This is a genomic window from Pedobacter fastidiosus (assembly GCF_014306625.1).
GTDB lineage: Bacteria > Bacteroidota > Bacteroidia > Sphingobacteriales > Sphingobacteriaceae > Pedobacter > Pedobacter fastidiosus.
This window is the reverse complement of sequence record NZ_JACRYL010000002.1, coordinates 61,515-82,827: the sequence shown is the minus strand read 5'-3', so window position 1 is coordinate 82,827 and position 21,313 is coordinate 61,515. Positions and strand designations below refer to the sequence as shown.

16 protein-coding genes are annotated in these 21,313 nt (G+C 36.7%); 2 read left to right on the top strand and 14 right to left on the bottom strand.

What is annotated here, in order from left to right:
- Window positions 1-52 precede the first annotated feature (52 nt).
- Entirely contained in the window at window positions 53-1,153 is a 1,101-nt protein-coding gene (locus H7U22_RS02390) for a tetratricopeptide repeat protein (RefSeq protein WP_187069744.1), read from the bottom strand.
- A gap of 30 nt (window positions 1,154-1,183) precedes the next feature.
- Entirely contained in the window at window positions 1,184-3,775 is a 2,592-nt protein-coding gene (gene gyrA, locus H7U22_RS02385) for a DNA gyrase subunit A (RefSeq protein WP_187069743.1), read from the bottom strand.
- Window positions 3,776-4,137: 362 nt separating this feature from the next.
- Between gyrA and H7U22_RS02380 the strand changes: the two genes are divergently transcribed.
- A complete protein-coding gene (locus H7U22_RS02380; RefSeq protein ID WP_248284662.1) occupies window positions 4,138-4,455 on the top strand; it encodes an HPF/RaiA family ribosome-associated protein in 318 nt (105 codons plus the stop codon).
- 81 nt (window positions 4,456-4,536) lie between these two features.
- On the opposite strand, the gene H7U22_RS02375 is transcribed toward H7U22_RS02380, so the two are convergent.
- The 5 genes from H7U22_RS02375 to H7U22_RS02355 form a co-directional block, all read right to left on the bottom strand.
- The gene (locus tag H7U22_RS02375) at window positions 4,537-5,316 is read right to left on the bottom strand and encodes a Fic family protein (RefSeq protein ID WP_187069742.1); all 780 of its coding nucleotides are present in this window, start codon (window positions 5,314-5,316) and stop codon (window positions 4,537-4,539) included.
- 58 nt (window positions 5,317-5,374) lie between these two features.
- Entirely contained in the window at window positions 5,375-6,100 is a 726-nt protein-coding gene (locus H7U22_RS02370; RefSeq protein WP_187069741.1) for a menaquinone biosynthetic enzyme MqnA/MqnD family protein, read from the bottom strand.
- A gap of 209 nt (window positions 6,101-6,309) precedes the next feature.
- Entirely contained in the window at window positions 6,310-6,936 is a 627-nt protein-coding gene (locus H7U22_RS02365; RefSeq protein WP_187069740.1) for a histidine phosphatase family protein, read from the bottom strand.
- Window positions 6,937-7,054: 118 nt separating this feature from the next.
- Window positions 7,055-8,254, bottom strand: a complete 1,200-nt coding sequence (mqnE, locus tag H7U22_RS02360; protein WP_187069739.1) for an aminofutalosine synthase MqnE — start codon at window positions 8,252-8,254, stop codon at window positions 7,055-7,057.
- A gap of 210 nt (window positions 8,255-8,464) precedes the next feature.
- On the bottom strand, window positions 8,465-8,959 hold the full coding sequence (locus tag H7U22_RS02355; RefSeq protein WP_248284661.1) for a hypothetical protein: 495 nt from the start codon (window positions 8,957-8,959) through the stop codon (window positions 8,465-8,467).
- 123 nt (window positions 8,960-9,082) lie between these two features.
- Here H7U22_RS02355 and H7U22_RS02350 point away from each other — a divergent pair, with 123 nt between their 5' ends.
- A complete protein-coding gene (locus H7U22_RS02350; protein ID WP_187069738.1) occupies window positions 9,083-10,198 on the top strand; it encodes a trans-sulfuration enzyme family protein in 1,116 nt (371 codons plus the stop codon).
- 72 nt (window positions 10,199-10,270) lie between these two features.
- Here the strand turns inward: H7U22_RS02350 and H7U22_RS02345 are convergent, their stop codons facing one another.
- The 7 genes from H7U22_RS02345 to H7U22_RS02315 form a co-directional block, all read right to left on the bottom strand.
- The gene (locus tag H7U22_RS02345) at window positions 10,271-12,436 is read right to left on the bottom strand and encodes an alpha-L-rhamnosidase-related protein (RefSeq protein ID WP_187069737.1); all 2,166 of its coding nucleotides are present in this window, start codon (window positions 12,434-12,436) and stop codon (window positions 10,271-10,273) included.
- Window positions 12,437-12,517: 81 nt separating this feature from the next.
- Window positions 12,518-14,107 carry a sodium:solute symporter family transporter gene (locus H7U22_RS02340; RefSeq protein WP_187069736.1) on the bottom strand — a complete coding sequence of 530 codons (1,590 nt, stop codon included), beginning with the start codon at window positions 14,105-14,107 and terminating at the stop codon, window positions 12,518-12,520.
- 278 nt (window positions 14,108-14,385) lie between these two features.
- The gene (locus tag H7U22_RS02335) at window positions 14,386-15,471 is read right to left on the bottom strand and encodes a Gfo/Idh/MocA family protein (RefSeq protein ID WP_187069735.1); all 1,086 of its coding nucleotides are present in this window, start codon (window positions 15,469-15,471) and stop codon (window positions 14,386-14,388) included.
- Between the two features lie 90 nt (window positions 15,472-15,561).
- Window positions 15,562-18,144, bottom strand: coding sequence for an L-rhamnose mutarotase (locus H7U22_RS02330; protein ID WP_248284660.1), 2,583 nt, complete (start codon window positions 18,142-18,144; stop codon window positions 15,562-15,564).
- Window positions 18,145-18,150: 6 nt separating this feature from the next.
- The gene (locus H7U22_RS02325; protein WP_187069734.1) at window positions 18,151-19,080 is read right to left on the bottom strand and encodes a sugar phosphate isomerase/epimerase family protein; all 930 of its coding nucleotides are present in this window, start codon (window positions 19,078-19,080) and stop codon (window positions 18,151-18,153) included.
- Between the two features lie 155 nt (window positions 19,081-19,235).
- On the bottom strand, window positions 19,236-20,924 hold the full coding sequence (locus tag H7U22_RS02320) for an acetylxylan esterase (protein ID WP_248284659.1): 1,689 nt from the start codon (window positions 20,922-20,924) through the stop codon (window positions 19,236-19,238).
- Window positions 20,925-20,952: 28 nt separating this feature from the next.
- Window positions 20,953-21,246, bottom strand: a complete 294-nt coding sequence (locus tag H7U22_RS02315) for a GIY-YIG nuclease family protein (RefSeq protein WP_187069733.1) — start codon at window positions 21,244-21,246, stop codon at window positions 20,953-20,955.
- Window positions 21,247-21,313: the final 67 nt, after the last annotated feature.

The window sequence follows — 21,313 nt, the reverse complement described above, 5'->3', positions numbered from 1 at the left end:
ACATAAAAAAAAGACCCCCGAAATTTCAGAGGTCTTTTTTTATGATTTGCAATTACTGTTTAGGTGATTCCTTAGGTAATGCATCTAGACGCTTTTTAATTTCGTCGTAGTTTTTAGTGTCGTTTCTGAAAGCATAAATGGTTTTCAGGGTTTCCAAAGCTCCTGCATTTTTAGGGTCTATCTCTACCGCCTTCTTATAATAAGGTAGAGATTTATCTAATAAACCATTCATCTTGGTAGTTACTTCATTAAATTCTTTAACTTTTTTAGCATCAATTTTATTACGATCTGCTTGTAATTTTAATGCTTGTGTAAAGTAAATATTTCCTAAAAGAACTTGATAATTTGGATTGGTAGGCTCTTTAATAGCCAACGCGTTTAGCATTTGTTCCGATTTAGCTGCATCTCCTCTATTGATATAGATCTGAGTCTCAGATTTAATAAAATCTGCGTTCTCAGGATATTTTGCAATTGCTTCTTTCAAAATTTCCAACCCTGCCGTTGTATCTTTTTGTTTTGCTAAGGTAATGTCTATTAATTCAGCATACAATTCTTTTGATTGCGGAGAATTTAAAGAAATTACCTTTTTAAACTGAGTGATGGTATTTGGATAGTCGTTTAAGTTTCTAGCCGCAATACCTGCATTCAAATACATTGCAGTATCTTGAGGATTTAGAACTGTAGATTGAACAAATTTAGCATATGCCGCTTTGTAATCCTTTTTGTTGTAAGCGATTACCCCACCATTTCTAACTGCATTTGCAATGTTGGTTTCAGAAGTTGCAATATTTTCTTTTTCTGTACCTTTTACATCAAGTTTTTTCGCCTCAACAAGTGCTTCTTGAGCAATCTTAATATTTGCATCTGCATTTTCAAAGCTCACTGTATCTAATACAGCGATTGAAGAAGCCATTAAGGCACGGTAAGACCAAGCATCAGGCAGAATTTTAGATTTTTCATCTGCTATTGCTTTGTCTGTATGTGCAAGACCAGCTTTTAATGACTCTAGTTTTTTATCTAAAGTTGTTGATGCATTTGAATTTGAAAATTGAAAAAGTCCCCAAGACTTTTTTGCTTCTGCAATCTCACTTTTCTGAGCAAATGCAAAGCTAACTACACCTGCTAAAATTATACTTAGAACTACTCTTTTCATAAAATTATTATTCTATTTCTATTTATTGGATTAATTTTCGTCTTCCTTTTCATTATCTGATTCGTCTTCATTCTCAGCTTCATCGGCTTCGACAGTTGGATCTGCTTCTAACTCTTCGCCATCAACCACCAAAACATCTGCTAAATCAATCTCTTCTACTTCATCCTCTTCATGGTCGATTTTAGTAACTGATGCAATTTCATCATCACCTTTTAAAGATATTAAACGAACACCTTGTGTTGCACGTCCCATTACTCTTAAAGCCGATACAGGAATTCTAATTACAATTCCAGAACGGTTAATGATCATTAAATCTTCGCTATCAGTAACATCTTTTATAGAAACCAATTGCCCGGTTTTCTCTGTTACGTTAATAGTTTTTACACCCTTACCGCCACGGTTTGTAACACGATAATCTTCAATATCAGTACGTTTTCCGTATCCTTTTTCTGATACAACTAACACCGTAACCTCTGGATTGTTTACAGCAATCATGCCAATAACTTCATCCTTATCATGTGCAAGTCTTACACCACGTACTCCAGTAGCGGTTCTACCCATTGGGCGAACGGTTTTCTCATTAAAACGAATTGCTCTTCCAGAACGTAAAGCCATTACAATTTCGCTTTCGCCGTTAGTCAAACAAGCTTCTAATAATACATCGCCATCATTAATGTTAATTGCATTAATACCATTAACACGTGGACGAGAATAAGATTCTAAAGAAGTTTTCTTAATGGTACCCTTTTTAGTACACATAATAATGAAGTTATTCTCTAAATATTCTTGATCCTTAAGGTTTTTAACTTTAATGTATGCCTTAATTTTCTCATCCTTCGGTATGTTAATGATGTTCTGAATCGCTCTGCCCTTACTTGTTCTCGAACCCTCCGGAATTTCGTAAACCCTTAACCAGAAGCATCTTCCAGCCTCGGTAAAGAATAACATATAATTGTGGTTAGTTGCAATAAGCATGTGCTCAATAAAATCTTCATTTCTTGAGTTACTACCTTTCGATCCTTTTCCACCTCTACCCTGCGCCCTAAATTCTGTTGCTGGCGTACGTTTTACATAACCTTCGTGAGAGATTGTAATCACTACTTCTTCATCATCGATGAAATCTTCCATGCTCATATCCTCTGCCGAGTGAACGATTGTTGTTCTACGTTCATCGCCAAACTTCTGACGGATTTCTGCTAATTCATCTTTAATGATTTGCATACGCAAACCTTCATCGGCTAAAATAGATTTCAAATGCTCAATAGTTTTCATCAATTCAGCATATTCTTCTTTAATTTTATCACGCTCTAGTCCTGTTAAACGACGAAGCGTCATATCCAAAATCGCACGAGCTTGAAGATCGCTCAATCCGAATTTTTCCATCAAGCCAACGCGGGCTTCCTCTGGAGTTTCTGATGCACGAATTAATTTAATTACTTCATCTAAATGATCTAAAGCAATTAAATAACCTTCTAAAATATGTGCACGTTTTTCGGCTTCTGCTAATTCGTATTTGGTGCGGCGAACAACCACATCATGACGGTGATCGACAAAATGCATGATTAAATCCTTAAGATTTAACATTTGCGGACGACCTTTTACCAATGCAATATTATTTACACTGAAAGATGTTTGTAAAGCCGTGTACTTATATAGGTTGTTTAAAACGATAGAGGCATTTGCATCGCGTTTAATTTCGTAAACAATGCGGATACCATCTTTATTAGATTCGTCACGAATGTTGGAAATACCTTCTAATTTTTTCTCGTTAACCAGTTCAGCTGTACGCTCAACCATGTTGGCTTTATTTACTTGGTAAGGAATTTCGGTAACAATAATTACTTCACGATCCTTAACACTTTCAATCTCTGCCTTAGCACGCATCACAATACGACCACGACCAGTTTCAAATGCCTCTTTTACACCATTATATCCGTAAATAATACCGCCTGTAGGGAAATCTGGAGCTTTTACAAACTTCATCAACTCCTCAATCGTAATATCTCTATTATCGATGTATCCAATAACACCATCAATAACTTCGGTTAAATTGTGTGGCGCCATATTCGTGGCCATACCAACCGCAATACCCGATGATCCATTAACTAAAAGGTTAGGAATTTTTGCCGGTAAAACCGTTGGTTCTTGTAGGGTATCATCAAAGTTTAACTGAAAATCTACAGTATCTTTGTTGATATCGGCAAGCATTTCCTCTGCAATTTTAGAGAAACGTGCCTCAGTATAACGCATCGCAGCTGGCGAATCACCATCAATATGGCCAAAGTTTCCTTGTCCATCTACCATCGGGTAACGTAAGCTCCAATCTTGAGCCATACGAACCATGGTAAAATATACAGATGCATCACCATGTGGGTGATATTTACCTAGAACCTCACCCACAATACGGGCAGATTTTTTGTGTGGCTTATTGCTTGTTACACCTAAATCGAGCATACCATATAAAACACGGCGGTGCACCGGTTTCAATCCATCGCGTACATCAGGCAAAGCCCTTGATACAATTACCGACATTGAATAGTCAATGTAGGCCGATTTCATCTGCTCTTCAATATTTATTTGAATGATTTTGTCGTTTTGCTGATTTTCTAAATCTTCTGCCATAAATTATTATTCTCGTTATCAAAAACGATATTTAAAAAGGTATTGTTATAACCTTGCGAATTTAACAAAATTATGCCGAAATAAGGCATTGTGGAAAAGTTTTAACCTCAAACTTAGGTTCCGAAACCCTAAAATGTTTTTAATTAAATGAAGGCTGCTTTTAGCGATTTTATGGCGACGTGATGGTTTTCAAAATGAATCAATTTCTACTGATAATTGGTTAGGCGTTAAATAAAGTAAAAGAATTATTAATATAATAATAAGTAATCTAACAATCAACCTGTTATAAATTATGACTTTCCAATTGAAACGTTTTGTGCTACCATTTGTTATTTTACATATTATTTAACCTAAATATTTATATGATGACGATCCAACTGAACACCGACAAAAATTTAACAATACACCAAGAATACGAAGATAAAATTCAAACTCAACTTAATGAAGGATTAAGCAGATTTAGCGATTTGATTACTCGATTAGAGGTTCATCTGTCTGATGAGAATGGAAGTAAGGATGGTTTGGATGATAAGAGATGTTTACTAGAAGCAAAAATTGCTGGCAAGGAACCCATTGCAGTTTCAAATTTGGGAAACACATACGATTTAGCCATTAGCGGTGCTTTAACTAAACTGAAAAGCAGTTTGGAAACAGTAGCTGGAAAAATGAAAGCTCATTAATTTATTTGAATCTATACTAAATGCATTACAGAGAGACAATCTTTACAAGAGATTGTCTTTTTGATAATAAAAAAATTATCTTCAAAGTGATTTCGGTAACATCAATAAAAATGGCATTGCTTTGTTATAATGAAGCTTTTCAAAAAACATACCCAACCTATTTAGGTTTCTGTAATATTCATTGACATTTGAATAATAATTTAGCTCACTTTGAAGATACCATGCTTTATATCCAAGTTTTTGAGCTAAAAACCATTTCTCCAATAATCGACCAGCTCGGCCGTTTCCATCTTCAAAGGGATGAATATTGACAAATACAATATGAATAAAGGATGCAAAATAAAACACCTGTTGGTAGCTAAGTTTCGTTTGAAAAAGTGTTTGAATATCATGCCATAGGATTTCAGAAAGATTTTTCACTTCAGTTCCGAGCGCCGCCTCATATTGAATTCTACCAGTTTTGTGCTCCGTAACAAGCATATTGCCTTTTCGATATACTCCTTGCTTATTTGCTGGCAATAAATGCTTGCTTATTAATTTGTGGGCGTTCAAAAAATTTTTATCTGTCAAATCATTATGTTGAGCATACAAATAAGCCGTGTATAAATCATTTGGCTTTTGAACTAAATCAGGCTGATATTCGATATTGAGCATTTTATGCTTAATATAGCTGTCAACTTCCATTTGTTCTCCCTCTATACGTGAAGACGCAATCGCTGACACAGAAGTATAAAAGTCAAAGGATTCAGTTGAAATCTCTGCATCCTTTAAATTCTCAAATTTAACCTGTAAATCATCATCCACTTGCGAGCAATAATCTTCAAGTAAATCAACAGGAGTAATTTTCAGTTCATTAAGCATTCTTTGAAACAGATTTTTATGCTAATTTAAGATTAGATTTCGTAAAAAGCTATTCAGTTTATAACTCCTGAATATACGCCAAAAATAAATTCAAAGCTTTTTTTCTATCCTCTGTAACTTCGAATTGAAGTTTGTGATATAAATAATCTTTTAAATCGAAATTATCAGTTTGAGGCAAATCTTGCAAAACTTCTTTTCTGTGTTCCAAACCAAATTTTAAAGCTTCATTGAATTCATCTTTAAATTCTTGAGAAATTTCTTTATTCGCTACCCAGGCAGCGTACATAAATGGCAAACCTGTAAAATTTTTCCACTCCGCTCCCATATCATAAGCAAATGCGAAATCGTCCTTTTTACCGAAAGTTCTGTCGCCGATTAAAACGATAGCATCGGTTTTTGCGTTTAGATCTGTGGTAAATTCTACATCTTGTTTCCAGTAAAATTTGAGTAATACCTTGGCGAGATTATTCGAAGTCCTGGAATGAGAATCCAATCTCAAGGTTTTAATTTCTTCAACGGGTACATCACTGAAAATGAAAACCGAATTTACGGCACCATCGCTACCAATACAGTAATCGGCAACAATGTTTGCGTTTGGTACTAACGGAATTGCTGCAACTGGCATTAAACCTATATCTGCCTGACCACTAATTACTTTAGCAGCGCAATCTGAAGGGATATCTAAACTTAAATCAATTTTATTAATGATGTCCGAATGTTCTAATCCGTATATAAAAGCTTTGGTGTTGGTGTAAGCAACAGCCGATATTTTAATCTTATCCAAGGTGTTATTATAATTTTTTCAAAATATTACCGTCATTGCGAGGTATGAAGCAATCTTATAGCACTCGCGAATAGCTAAAATAGTAGGATTGCTTCGTGCCTCGCAATGACGAGTTGGTTATGCATCCGTCTAGCATGATTCGTATCCTCACAAACCATTAACCTATTTCATTTGGTGGAGACACGAACCGAGGCGTTAGATTTTGGTGTTTACCCGATTACCAAACCATCCAAATGAACAGCACTGTTAAATTCAAGAACTGCAAACTTTCCATCCTCAAACCCCATTTTATACAAAACAGTATTTTGGTGTGGAAATTCAGTCATTTCGCTTAAAGGTTTTCCCAACAACAAGCAAAGGAAAACACGCATTGCTCTACCATGCATGCAGAGTAAAACGGTTTTTTCTTCTGGTCTTGTCGATAAAACTTCCATCGGTTGTTTTAAGCGTTCGTAAACATCCTGAACACTTTCACCACCTTCAAAATGAGCAGAATAATCGCCATCTTCCCAAGATTTTAACATCTCACGAAAAGCATCTCGAGCACTTTCTGAATTGGGTTTTCCTTCCCAAACACCCCAAGCCAATTCATCTAAACCAGAAAGTTTTTCCCAAGGTAAGCCAGAATCAATAAATTTTTGAACCGTTTGCCAGGTACGTTTTAAATCAGATGTATAGATTTTATCAAAAGGAATAGCTGCATATTTTTGATAAAAAGCTTCTGCCTGTGCTCTGCCAGTGTCGTTTAAGTCAGAATTTATACCTCTACCCTGTACTATGCCTTGTCTATTAAGTTCCGTTTCGCCGTGGCGGATGATATAAATGTGTTTGACCAAAATTTTACTGTTTTAAAGATTATCATGATAATTTAGCACGTGCTAAATATTGAATATTAGTTTTTTTTGGATAAAATTTGATTTTAGATTCAGTAATCCTAAAAATCATTAAATCAAATTAATCCTGATTGACGACTGGCAACTTATAATATTGCGGTTTTTTTTCTTCTTCAAAAACAACGTTTTCAAAATCGGTAACTACATTATATAAAGTGTCGCGTTCTATTGCTTTTCGACCAACTTGTTTAATTAAGTTCACCAATTCGCGGGTACTCATTGCTGGCGTTTGCTCTTCAGCACCGGCCATTGAATAAATTTTTGTGGTATCATCTAACGTACCATCGATATCATCAACACCATAGTTTAAAGATAATTGAGCAGTCTCCCGACTAATCATTGCCCAATATGCTTTAATATGATCAAAATTATCTAAGTAAATACGGGCAATGGCGTAATTCCTTAAATCTTCAATAACGGAAGATTCAGGAACATTGCTCATTTGATTGTTCTGATTTCTGAATTTTAATGGAATAAAAGTTTGGAATCCACCAGTTTTGTCTTGTAACTCTCGAAGTTTTTCCATGTGATCTACACGATGATGAAATTCTTCTATATGACCATAAAGCATTGTTGCATTACTTCTCATTCCTAATTTATGCCATTCTTCATGAATCGACAACCACTGTTCGCCAGTACATTTATCTTTGGCAATTTGCTCACGAACTTCTGGATGGAAAATTTCTGCACCACCGCCAGGCATAGATTGCAAACCAGCTTCTTTCATTAATTTCATGCCTGTGGCATAATCAATTTTTGCTTTTTTGAAAATGTAGTGATATTCAACAGGCGTTAAAGCTTTAATATGTAGTTTAGGACGATGTGCTCTAATCGCAGTAAAAAGCGCAGAATAAAAAGCGACATCATATTGTGGCAAAACACCGCCAACAATGTGAACTTCGGTTACGGGTTCAGCATCATATTTTTTAACAATATCGAGCATTTGCTCCATTGTTAAAGCCCAACCCTCTTCTTTCTGTTTAATTAAGCGAGAATAAGAACAGAATTTACAATCGTAAACGCAAAGATTTGTAGGCTCTAAATGGAAATTTCTGTTGAAATAAGTTTTATCGCCATGCTTTTCTTCGCGGATGAAATTAGCCAAAACACCCAGATAACCTAATTCTGCATGCTTGTAAAGATAAACGCCCTCATCAAAAGTAATCCGTTCTTTATGGAGGACTTTGTGTGCTATGTTTTGTAGTTCAGTTGATAATGAAGTATCAGCTAATATTTTTTCAACTTGCTCAGTTGTATTCATTCTGAATTATTTTGAACAAAAATACAATATTGAGGCGATTTGAAAATCATTTTCTTGTAACAAACAGAAAGTTCATTAGTTCATTGGATCATTTGTCATTAGTTTAAGCGCTCTAGCCGATGATACAATAAACTATTGAACAAATTAACCAATAAAAAAAGCACCCCTTTTCAGAAGTGCTTTCGCATTGTATTTCATAGGTAAATGAAATTATCTTGCAGCTGGAACGAAAGTCAAAATGATGTTTGCTGTTTTACCGCCAAACTCAATTGGAGATTTCATCACCATCTGTGTGCTAGAAAGTTCAGTTAATACTAAACGATAACCTTCTGTAACGTTTTTAGCTTTATCGCCTTCGAATATTTTCTTGAATTGGAATGTTTCTTCTTTCGGTGTTGCCGACCAAAAAATAGTCTGCATTACAGATCCACAAGTGCTAGAAGCTGGTAAAGTATAAGAACCGTTGCCGCTATTGGTTAAATTCCATGTACTTCCTTGAAAGCATTTGTATGATTTTTCACCGAACAAACCTTGTACAGCTCCATCAGGTAAGCCATCTAAAGCAACATTGCTCACTACCCATTCGCGAACAACTGTACCTCTGCTACCGGTTACGCCTGCAGTTACTCTTTTTGCCGTGTTACAACTTTGTAACATTACTAATGTAGAACATGCAATTGCGATATCTATAAATAATCTTTTCATTTTTGTTTAATTTAAATTTCGTCAAATAGAACACATAAATCTTGCCAAAACAAATTACAATTTAAAATTAGCCTCAAATTATTAAATTGCACCACGAAAGAATTCGAATAAAGCTAAATTACCATGAAACCCGAAACCCTTGCTATTCACGCCTCTAATCTTGTTAAAAGTACAACTGGTGATGTAACTCCACCGATAAATTTATCGACAACTTTTTTTCGTGATGAAAATGGTGGCTATCCAGGCGGACATATGTATAGTAGAGTAAGCAACCCAAATCGATCTGCTTTAGAAAACACCGTGGCAAAATTAGAATATGGTGAAGATGCAGCTGCTTTTGCCTCTGGTAATAATTGTGGGATGAGCTTGTTCCAAGCCCTAAAGCCTGGAAGCCATATAATTGCTCCTGATGATATGTATTGGGGTATTAAAAAACAACTTTTAACCATTTTTAATGAAACTTTAGAATTTGATTTTATCGATCAAACTGATTTGAATCTGATACAAGGTTCTATAAAACCAAACACTAAATTAATTTGGATTGAAACACCCTCTAACCCATTATTAAAGGTAACGGATATTGAGGAAATTTCGAAAATTGCGAAAGCACACCACATTACTTTAGCTTGCGATAGCACTTTTGCCTCCCCTATTCTGCAAAACCCGATTTTGCTTGGCGCCGATATCGTTATGCACAGCAGTACAAAATATCTTGGCGGACATAGCGATGTGTTAGGTGGAATTTTAGTTACTGCAAAAAAAGACGAATTATGGGAGAAGATTAAAAATGTTCAGCAAACAGGAGGCGCAGTTCCTTCTCCATTTGATTGCTTTTTACTTTGCAGAAGCATAAAAACTCTGGCTTACCGAATGAAAGGCCATTGCGAAAATGGAAAAAAGGTTGCTCAATACTTAGTTGATCACCCAAATGTTGAAGCTGTTTTTTATCCAGGTTTAGAAAGCCATCCTCAGCATGAAATAGCTAAAAAACAGATGAAGGACTTTGGTGGGATGATGTCGTTTTTGGTTAAAGGCGATGTTGAAGCCACTAGTAAGGTGGTAAATAAGGTTCAATTATTTGCTCAAGCTACAAGTTTAGGCGGTGTAGAAAGTCTAATAGAACATAGATATTCTGTTGAAGGTCCAGATAGTAAAACACCTAAAAATTTACTTAGAATTTCTGTTGGATTAGAGCATGTTGATGATATTATTGCTGATTTAGAACAGGCGCTTGCTTAAACTCCAAACTTTTGTGCCTTTCGTAGTAAAAACATCTACCACAAAAGGCACAAAAGAATGAAAAAATTGAAATTACCCTGAATATCTTACATTATAAGCTTTCCCCTTTTCAATCTTAACTTCATAAACACCTTTCGAAACTTCTTTAACTTCTGCACCTTTGACTACTGGTTTTGTTTTACTGTTAATCCTCAATTTTCCTATCCCGGTAGCAGATGAAACTCTGATTTCTTTTTTGCTACAATACACAGAAATATCTCCGTTGGCTGTAGGCACTTTACCCTCCATCCATTCTAAACCACCTAAATTCGGTTCGATGGTGTAGGTTTCATAACCTGCTGTTGTAGGCTGAACGCCTAAATAATATTTTCCTAAAAGATAAATCGGACTCGCACCCCAAGCGTGGCAAAGGCTTTTTCCGAACGGTCGGCCGTACATGGCCAAATGTTCTGTTCCTTTTTTATCAGGATTATATTCTTCCCAAAAAGAAGTTGCTCCAAGTTTCAACATTCCGCCCCAATAACTTTTCATTTCCTTTAAGACATAAGGTTGCTCACCCATGGCGCATAATGCCTCTAACTCATAGAAACGCATATAAGGTGTGGTGATTTTCGCAATATTATCGTTTAAAAGTACATTCTTTTTAACGGCCAACTTTTGTTCAGGTGTAAAATAATCGAAGAAAATTCCAAACATATTGGCGTACCGGGTTACATTATCGGTTTGCTTATCATCAATTCTGCTGTGAACCAAAGCGCTTTTATTTTGGTTCCAATACAATTCAAAAATCTTCGCTTTTAATTCTTTTGCTTGCTTATCGTATTTGGTTGCGCTTTCCGAATCGTTTGCAAGTTTAGCGCATAAGGTCATGGTTTCTAAACTTCTAGCGTACAACAATTGCTCAAAACTTACTTCGCCATCTTTGCTTAATTTATCAGCCCAATCGATAAAAATCCAGTCGCCTGGCATCCATTCTAATAAACCGTTTTTGTTCTTTCTTCCATCAATGTAAGTCATTAATGATTGCATTCTCGGGTAGATATCCTTTACAAATTTTTCGTCGCCTGTAAATTTGTAGTAATCATAAATTCCCAAAAACCAATAGAACGAATAATCCATAATGGTATTGATGTGCGCCGTAACCGGATCTTTTCCGCGTTGAGCAAGGAGAGTTCTTTTCACAGTTGGTGCATCAAAAAACGAATAATAATTCATTAAATAACTTTGATAAGCATCGCCACTCCAAACCCAGCGATCACGTTTTATGCCATCGATAAAAAATTCTCTGGTATTTAAGTGAAAAGTGTATTTAGCTACATCGTAGATTTTGTTAAGTTCCGCATCTGACGATTTAAAACTTCCACGTTCGGTAACAGGTGCATATTCGTAAAGCATGGAAACAGAATCTGCAGATACCGAACCCTCCGATTGATAATTTACATACCTAAATGCCTTTGAAAGTGGCATAATGGAATCTTTTTTCTCAGCCAAATCAATATCGAGGTAATCCAGAGTTTCACATTTATCAGTCGATAAAGCTTCTTCTTTCGATTCTCCATAGTAAATGCTTAGTCTGCCTTTGCCTTTCAAGCCATGCACTTTTATAAATCCAAAAGTTTCCTTTCCGAAATCAGAAATTGCTCCCTTATTTACTTTGTCAGTTTTTACAGCAGATTGCGGAACTACCGGCAATTTGAATTGCGATGGTAGTTTATTTGGGTCGCCTAAGTTCCACGAACCCGCTGAAACGAAAGTTGTTCCCGATTTATCAGACGTTTTTCCGCTGGCATCAATCCACTCTTTATCTTCAAAAGTTGATAACCAAGTTTCATCAGAAACAATTGTTTTTCCTTGAACAAAAATTGCGGGAACATGCGCTTGATTATAGACTTTCAAACTCAATTTATGCTTTCCTGCCGGGATTTGAATGCTTTTCGGAAAACCGGAAATCGCCTGACCATCGATTTTAACGTTATAAGTTCCCTCAACAAAAAGTTTAACCTCTTCGGCTTGAGTAAGATTGAACTCTTTATGAAAATCGACCAAAACGTAATGGCTATCCATTTTCCAGAAGACTGGAAAAAACGAGCCTCTTTCCGTTCTTCGGTTCTGCATCACGTTGCTCATGTAAATATCGAAATCACCCGGATACCAAATCCATGATGCTTTTTGGGCAAAAACTGGAGCGATAAAACAAGTAAGAATTGATAGTAAAAGTATTTTTTTGAAGTTTTTCATATTATTTAATTAAGGGTTTAACCACAGATTTACACAGATTTTTATCCGTGTTCATCCTTTTCATCTGTGGTTAATTATATTTTAGTGACCGTTAAAGAATATATAAAGTGCTACCATTACAATAGCAAGTGCAATCCACGAAATCCAAACTGCCCTATCCGGTTTCTCAATGTTCGATTGATGTTCCTCGTTTATCGTGTAAATACTCGGCGTTCTATCCAATATGGAAATCAACATTGCGATGATGAGTAATCCTGCAAAAATGAAAAACGACAGCATTAAATAGTGTGGCCAGAAAGGATATTTATTGGGTGGTAAAATCCATAAATAGGTTACTCCGGTTCCTAAGCTCAATATTGAACCTATTGAAAGTGTAAAGTTTACTGCCTTTCTGGTGGTTCTTTTCCAAAGAACCGTTAGCAGAAATACTACCGAAAGTGGCGGTGCAATAAAACCTAAAACCGATTGAAAAACATCAAATAAATTTAATCCTTTTATATTATCGATGGCCAAAACCACAACAACGGCAAAGATACAACCAGCAACAACTGCCCATCTGCCAATGCGAATAATTTGTTTGTTGCTCGCCTGCGGATTGATTTTCTTCACATAAATATCCATTGTAAAAACGGTACTTAATGAATTTAAAGAGGAACCGATGGTACCCACTAAAACGGCAATCAAAACTACAATTACCAAACCGTTCATCCCTGGCGGAAATAAGCTAGTAACCATGGTCATATAAGCCTCGTTCGGGTCTTTCAGGTTTGGAAAAAGCACGTAGCATATAATTCCTGTTCCGATAAATAAGGGCAATGAAAGTATTTTTAACCAGCCAATAAAGCTCACACCCAACTGACCTTGCTTTAAATTCTTAGCACCTAAAACCGATTGAACCATAGATTGATCAGTGCAGAAAAAAGCGACCGCTGCAACCGGATAGCCTAGTAAAATTGCATACCAGGGATATTTTGGGTCGCTAGCCGGCTGAATTAAGTTCCAAAAATGTGTGGGTGTTTTAGCGTACAGAGCTGAGATTCCACCTACTTTATGCAGGCCCAAGAGCATCAAGGAAAGTGAAACCGCAATCAATAAAATCATTTGGAAAACGTTCACTTTTGCAATGGCTTTTAATCCGCCGAAAAAAGTAAATAAACCTGCAAAAGCGACCAAAACTGTAACGGATTGCCACATTGGGATACCTAAAATCTGGCGAACTAAAAATCCTCCAGCAAATAAGCCTAGTGATAACCAAGATATTAAAATTTTAACTAAGGCATACCAAGCGAGGATATTTTGAGTAGAATCGCCATAACGATTGCCCATAAATTCGGGCATGGTACTCACTTTTGCAGCTAGGTATTTTGGAGCAAAAACAATCGCTAATAAGAACAGAAATATAAAGGCATACCAATCGAAGTTGACCGCCACAATGCCTGTGCTGTAACCAATGCTTGCAAAAGCCAACAGCATAGATGGGCCAACATTTGTGCCCCACATATTAAAGCCAATACTACTCCAGTTTAGTGATTTATTTGCGAGGAATAAGGTTTCATCTTCACCTTTTTTCTTTGAGAAACTAGCCCGATACCCGATGATAATCAGAATAATGAGGTACGCGACTACAATGAAGTAATCAAGGCTGGTTAATCGTTCTACAATGTTTCCCATTTGGTTTATTTGGTTAGTAATTGTCCTAGCCAGACGGGCTTTTTTTCTTTTGACAACAAAAGAAACAAAATTGCCGGCTTAAAATTTTTGTTTTAAAGTTTCTGCATTGGCTTTGACAGTGCATCCCCAAAAATTTGTTAGGCCGGTTGAGAGCTTAACGAAGAATCTGTGCTATGGCCTTTAAAGCGTCCCGTCATGGCGAGGTACGAAGCAATCTCTCTAATTAGATTGCTTCGTACCTCGCCATGACGACCGTTGTATGTTTTAGTTGCAAAATTTTACAATCCTATCGATTCCCTTGTAATGTTATTGGCTTTCAAAATATCATCAATTTTTACCGGCAAACCTGTTTCCATCGATTTATCCATGGCTTGCAAAAGTGCAATTGTGCCGATGCCCTCTTTTAAATCGGGATAAGCGGTAAACTTATTATTGATGCTGTCAGCGAAATAATCCAAATAGTTTTGATATTCCCCTGCATGATGGCTTTGTCCCTCGAAACGGAAATAATGTTTCAAAGTAGAATCGCCCCAGGTAATAATCTTTTCTTCGCCGGTTTTTGTCGTAACCGAGTAACGCAATTCATGGTAATCGGCTTGACTAGCACCCTCTGTTCCGCGGAGAATGCAGCTCATGCCACTATCGCGACTTGAAGGTTGAGTTGGTCCGGTATAAGCGCCACTTACCCTTGCAATTCGGCCGTCTTTTGCTTTGAAAATGAAGTGCATCGTATCCTGATTTTTAAGTCCCGCTTTTTGTCCATCGCTACTTAGCATTCCGTAACCCATTACTTCTTCAATATCGGGCATATACCAGCGAATAAAATCTGTTGGGTGGCTTAAACCACCATACAACCATTTGAAAGATTGTTTTAGCGACCAGCCTTTTTCTAAAAACCAGCGATGATCGGCATGATAATAACTTTCGATCGTGATTAATTCGCCGATTAAACCTTTATCGAAATCTTTCTTTTGGCGCATGGCAGGTTCAAAAAACCTTGAACTTTGCCCAACAAAAATCTTTTTTCTTGATTTTTTAGCCAACTCTAAAAGTTCATTGGCTTGCGATAAATCATCGATGAAAGGTTTGGTACAAACTACGTGTTTCCCATGTTGGAGTGCTAATTTAATGTGCTCAAAATGCAAATGGTCTGGAGTGTAAATCGCAATCATATCGATTTTATCACTAGTTAACATATCCTCGTAATTGGTTGTCCAGTTCTCGAAATCGAACTCCAAAGCCCGTTCTTCACAAAGCTTTTTATTGGCATCGCAAATTTGAATGAGCTTAAATTTTTTGCTCGCCAATGATGCAGAAATTGTACTTCTGCCCTCTCCTAAACCTAAAATCCCTAATCTTAACATGATATTATTTTTTATTTCTTAAGTCGTCATTGCGAGGCACGAAGCAATCTATTTAGAGAGATTGCTTCGTGCCTCGCAATGACGAGTGTATTATTGCTCTATCGGTTTAAAAAACACCCAAACCTCATCGGGTTTTGTGCCTTCAATTCCTTCCTGATATTTTTTCATTATTGCATTCCATTCATCTACTTTTGGATTATTCAAAGTTGTTTTTGGATTCAAATCATCTAATTTTTTTCCTTTAGGAATGCTGATAATCAACATTAATTGTCTATCCTTTTTGAAAATGGCCAAACGTTGAAATTCTGCATTACAGAATCCTTTCGATATTTCAGGCCATTTCTCAAACTGCGTTTTATGATAATCTAAATACTCCTTTTGCATCTTTTCATCGTTAACTAAATTGGCTGATAAAATGATATTATCCCATTCTGCTACAGGCTTATCACCGCAGTTTTTCTCTCTGTTGAATTCGTAAAATAGATTATCATAAAGCTTAATTTCTGATGCATCTAAACGTTTCAAAGTTTGTTGCAAACTTTCTACTTTTAAGTTGGAAGTGTAAATAACCAATCGATTATTCCACTTATAAATTGAGCTAGGCAGAAGGTTATTTTCCTTAGCGAAAGTTTCTAAAGTATTCTTTCCCGGTAGATTATCAGACTTAAAAACCAATTCAAAAACCACCGATTTAGCTTCTGCTTGATTGATTCCGCGATTGGAATAAATTGCTTTCTCCCTTAACAAATATTGAAAAGGTTTTTCTAAACCAGCATTTTGCTTAATATTTTCGACAACTTTCGGTCCGTTATTTTCCCATAAATTATTCGGCCCATTGGCATTTTGAAGATATTTTTCCGTTGGTGTCCAATTGTTTTTTATCGTAAAAGAAGATGAACCCTCATCGGTATAAAGATAAAACCAATGCTCAGGAAGATGGGCAAAAGGTGCTTTATAAATACTATCGACAACGTTTTCAGTGATGAAAGATTCGGGCTGAGCAGATAAAGTATATATCCCGGCCACATCATACATATGTTTACCGTAGTGATGGATTTTGTTAGCACTGATGGTATTATTCTTCATCGCATTTTCCAATTTCGTCCAACCCCAGCCCATACTGATGCCCGAATAAGAAACATCGCTGATTTCGTTATGCAAAATTTTAATACCCTGAACATAACCCGCTCCTATGCCAACCGCACCCCAATCTTCATTGGTTACATCGATAATTAGGTTATTTTCTATTTTATTATTGGATGAAATTTCTCTTTTATCTGATGGATTGTAAGGTAAATGAACTTCTGTTGCCTCATCGGAAAATGTTCCGATTAAAATTGCTGAGCCACCAATATCTTTAAATAAATTTCCTTTAATTTCATTGTCTGAAGTTCCTTTCTTATAATCCAATCCCGTTGAGGCAAGATGTATAAAACTGCAAGATTCGAAGGAAGTATTTTTCGCATAAGTTACTTCAACAGCTGATGCCGGTCGGCCGACCCAAGCCTGATTTTCCAAAGTGGGTTTATCGGGAGTACCGGCTTTGTCCAGTTTGTAAGCATCAAGCATGTACATCCCCGCCTGGTGCGGAACATGCCCTTGTTTTGATGGTCTCAACCATGTGGAGTATTCAAAAGAAATACCTTTAAAATGCACAAAAGCAGCAGGATTATCAATCGTTCCCTCAATTTTCAGGAGGTTTTCTAAAGCAGGTACAATCGCTTCAGCCTTAAGCATATTCTCTGAAGCTTTCGGCCAATAATAAAGTTTATGATGTTGTAAATCTTCAAACCATTCGCCTGGCTCGTTTAAAAACTGAATAGCATTTGTGAGGTAGAATGCAGAATTTCCGGTTTTTTCAGAAATCCACGGTGCTGGCCAAGGATGTTCTGATTGAATTCTGCTTTCGGGCTGCATAAATGAGAGTTCAGCAGTATTTCCGTTAACTTTTACCGATTTAACCCGAAGATTTGCAATTGCCCACCATTGGTGAATGAGCATTTCCATCCCTTTAATATTTGCTAAATTGACGTTTTTTTGAAGTGGAATTTTACAGGTTTGGTTTTCATTATCCCACGATAAAATCCTACCCATAGCATCGCCATTGTAGTTTTTTGCCCGAATGGCCTTATTTCCATTAATCCAAAGCTGTCGGAATAATAAATCATTTCCATGGAAGTTGGGAGCGTTAGCAACCCAAACTTTCCCTAAAGATTCTTTTGGCAATCCCGGAATTGTACCAGTTAGTTTTTTCCAACCATTAATTTTTACACCCCCGCTTAAAATCACTTTTTCAGTAGCCATAATTTCCGTCGGACTATCTTTTGTACCTGAATCTTCTGGACGAAGAATTATAGGTTCATGAAGTTGGTAAAATCCTTTTTCAATGATGATTTTGATTCCTCCTTTAATCGAAGAATCATTCAAACGTCTTAATTCGCGGGCTTTTCTAATGGCTGAATGCAGTGAAGCAAGTGGTTTTTCTTTGGTACCTAAGTTAGCATCCGAACCATTTTTTGAAACGTAAATATCTATTGCACTTGCTTTTAATGATAATAACGAAAAGAAAATTACGAGAAGTGAAAATGATATAAATAGTTTAGTTCGTGGAGACATGAACCAACTAATTATAATTTTCTTTTTATTTATACTTTGCATCTTTCTGGTTTTCATAATTCCCTAATGAGATTGCTTCGTACCTCGCAATGACGATTTATCGATTTGAAACACTGATTTCAAGTAGCTCGTATTCGCACTAAAATTGTATTTCACATTGGTTGGTTGTGTAGCATCTCTACTTCTCTCAACCACTAACCAACCTTTCCATCCCATATCATCAAGAGTTTCTTTTACTTTGTTTAAATTGATTTTTGGATCGTTTTGCAACCAAACGCCATCTTCATTCGTTGCATGGATTTGAATGATATTTTTTCTGCCCAAAATCCTCAACTCAGTGTGTAAATCTCTTCCATTTTTAATGGCATTGGAGAAATTGAAATAGCTTTTTACGTTTTTAGAACCCACATCTTTCAATAATTGAAGTTCGCCTGAAGCATCCAGCGCTGTTTCAATTCCGATTACAACACCAGCATTCGAGGCCATTTTTCCTGCTACTTTTAACCTTTCTACAATTGGCTTACGCAATTCCGGGTTTTTAACTAAATCGCCTTGAACACCTAATGGAAGAAAAACCACTTTTACATTCATTGCTTTTGCAGTATCCAAACAATCCTGAATCATTTTTTGGTAAGTTGGTCGTTTTGCGAAAGATTGTGCATAAAAACCCGTCATCGCTAAAGAGCAGATTTCGAGGTTTAATTCCTTTGCTTTTTCTAAATACTCCTGACGAATTTTCGGGTCAGCGAGTTTATTGTCGAAAGTTTCTCTATCCCCCAAACCGCCCATATCTATTTCTAAACCGTCTGCCCCAATTTCTCTAGCTAATGGCAAAGCACTAATTTTCTGACGTTTCAGAATCATCAAATCAATCACGGCAATCTTATACCTGTTCACCTTTTCAGATGCCATAAGCAACTGATTCGGAATGAACAAAGCTCCTGCAAGTAAAGTGGTATTTGTAATAAAAGTTCTCCTGTTTTGATATTGCATAATTTTCTTTTGTTGCTTTAATGATTATTTGTCAGCTCGTTAAAACACCAACCATGACCGGTCGTCATTCTCAGCTTGACTGAGAATCTTAATGATAAGGTTTGCTTATGCTTTAAGATTCCCACCTGCGTGGGAATGACGGCAAGAATAAAACATTATTTAATTGTATTTAAAGGAAACAATTTCTCCAAATTTTCAAATCCCATTACGGCATTTTTAGGTAATTTCTCACCTTTATCTCCGAAAACATACATAGCATTTTCTTTTTCTATTGTTACTTTACTTTCATCATATTTTCCAGATTTATCTTTAATAGCATTACCATTTAGCTTGAAATTCTTGATTAAAAAATCGTAAAGCGCAATGCGTTTATTGATACCGAAATCATGTTTTTCATCTGGTAAGTGAACATTCTCCACTCTATCCTTTACACCATAATAGCCATACATTTTTTGCAGATAAGGGAAATCATGTTCAGGTGTATGAGCCGTCCAATCACTCCCATCCGACACCAACAACTGTGGCCGCGGGGCAGCCATTGCAGCCAATTCCACATTATCTGTTCCACCTCCGCATTGATGAATTGGCATTCCACTTTCGCATGGGCAACCACCATAAAAGTAGGATGACATGGCAACCACAGGTGCGCTAAGTTTAATTCTATCATCCATTGCGGTCATTAAAATACAATGACTTCCGGCGCCTGAGCCACCGCTGATGCCAATTCTGTTTGTATCGGTTTCTTTTAAAGAAGAAAAATAATCCAGAATACGGATTCCGCCTAAGGTTTGAATAGTTTGAGCTAAACTACGGCGGTGGTCTTCATACTTAAATTGGAGCATCGATTCGCCCCAAGCAAATAAATCGTAGCTGAAAGCCATGGCACCCATTCGGGCGATGGTTGCGCAACGAATCTGGCAATCGGCTCGGTAACGTTGCTTTTCCCAATGGCCATCAGGAGATAAAACCACAGGTATTTTGCCTTTTGCCTTTAATGGTTTATAGAGTGAGCCGTTAATCCAAACGCCAGGCAAAATCTCCAGAGCAATGTTTTCGACTGAATAACCATCGAAAATTCTTTTCGCAGTAATTATTGGCTTTGATGATGGTTTTGCAGGTAATGGCGATAACATTAAAGCCTGATATAACTCAGGTTTGATTTCTGCCTTACGCTTTTCCCAACTGGCTTTATCGTTGTATTTTGAGGCCAAATTATCCAAATATGCCCAGCCATCTTGAACTTCCCATCGGTAATATTCATACTCTTTCAACTTATAAACCCCAAGCTTTTCTTTGTTCACTTTCATATCCAAAGGGGTAAGCACATTCGTTAGGGTTTCATCAACATCTGCTCTAAAACGCCAATCGGCATAGTTTACCCACTTATCTTTCACCTGCGGTTCGGAATATTTAATTTGAACCTTGAATCGGGTTTGAATTTCTTTTAAAACATCAACTAAAGGTTTTTTGTAGAGATTATCAGTGTTTTGGGTTTGGGCGTATGAGTTGATTGAGGAAGATAAATAAACTAAAAATAGTGTTGCAACATACTTGAGCACTGTGCTCGTCATTGCGAAGCCTGGCTTGAGCGAGCTGAAGCTATCTGAATCTGTAGAATGAGATTGCTTCGTGCCTCGCAATGACGGTATGGCTGTCGTCATTGCGAAGCCGGGTTTGTGAGTGCTGAAGCAATCTGACCTCGTAGAATGAGATTGCTTCGTACCTCGCATCCGATAGCTATCGGATGACGATGAGGTAATGGGTTGAATCGATAAATCCGTCATTGCGAGGTTTGATTTTTCATCAAACGAAGCAATCTCTATCGAATGGTTAATTTTCGTCATCGTGTTTATTTTCAATGACTTAAAAAAGCTAGTCCAATGTTTCAAATAGGTCATTCCAATTTGGGTTAAATTCATTTATCAATTTGAGCTTGGCAATCCTACTGCCTCCTTTTATTCTTTTTTCTTCATCAATTGCCTCTTCAATGCTCCAAAAGAAATTATAGTAAACCAATTTATAACATTTGTATTTCGAGGTAAAACTTTTTGGATAAACATTATTTATGTGTTCGTAAACCCTATTTCGCAAATCAGACGTTACGCCTGTATATAAAACCGCATGATTTTTATTTGTCATGATGTAAGCAAATCCGCCTCTTTCCATTTCCGTTAATTTATTTTAAAAAGAGATTGCTTCGTCGTTCCTCCTCGCAATGACTTTATGGCGGTCG

Excerpts from the sequence above, each read along its gene's own strand:
- H7U22_RS02325 (WP_187069734.1), bottom strand. The coding sequence starts at position 19,080 with ATGCAATATCAAAACAGGAGAACTTTTATTACAAATACCACTTTACTT.
- mqnE (WP_187069739.1), bottom strand. The coding sequence starts at position 8,254 with ATGAATACAACTGAGCAAGTTGAAAAAATATTAGCTGATACTTCATTA.
- gyrA (WP_187069743.1), bottom strand. The coding sequence starts at position 3,775 with ATGGCAGAAGATTTAGAAAATCAGCAAAACGACAAAATCATTCAAATA.
- H7U22_RS02320 (WP_248284659.1), bottom strand. The coding sequence starts at position 20,924 with ATGACGAAAATTAACCATTCGATAGAGATTGCTTCGTTTGATGAAAAA.
- H7U22_RS02340 (WP_187069736.1), bottom strand. The coding sequence starts at position 14,107 with ATGGGAAACATTGTAGAACGATTAACCAGCCTTGATTACTTCATTGTA.
- H7U22_RS02390 (WP_187069744.1), bottom strand. The coding sequence starts at position 1,153 with ATGAAAAGAGTAGTTCTAAGTATAATTTTAGCAGGTGTAGTTAGCTTT.
- H7U22_RS02350 (WP_187069738.1), top strand. The coding sequence starts at position 9,083 with ATGAAACCCGAAACCCTTGCTATTCACGCCTCTAATCTTGTTAAAAGT.
- H7U22_RS02355 (WP_248284661.1), bottom strand. The coding sequence starts at position 8,959 with ATGAAAAGATTATTTATAGATATCGCAATTGCATGTTCTACATTAGTA.
- H7U22_RS02315 (WP_187069733.1), bottom strand. The coding sequence starts at position 21,246 with ATGGAAAGAGGCGGATTTGCTTACATCATGACAAATAAAAATCATGCG.
- H7U22_RS02330 (WP_248284660.1), bottom strand. The coding sequence starts at position 18,144 with ATGAAAACCAGAAAGATGCAAAGTATAAATAAAAAGAAAATTATAATT.
- H7U22_RS02380 (WP_248284662.1), top strand. The coding sequence starts at position 4,138 with ATGATGACGATCCAACTGAACACCGACAAAAATTTAACAATACACCAA.
- H7U22_RS02335 (WP_187069735.1), bottom strand. The coding sequence starts at position 15,471 with ATGTTAAGATTAGGGATTTTAGGTTTAGGAGAGGGCAGAAGTACAATT.
- H7U22_RS02375 (WP_187069742.1), bottom strand. The coding sequence starts at position 5,316 with ATGCTTAATGAACTGAAAATTACTCCTGTTGATTTACTTGAAGATTAT.
- H7U22_RS02345 (WP_187069737.1), bottom strand. The coding sequence starts at position 12,436 with ATGAAAAACTTCAAAAAAATACTTTTACTATCAATTCTTACTTGTTTT.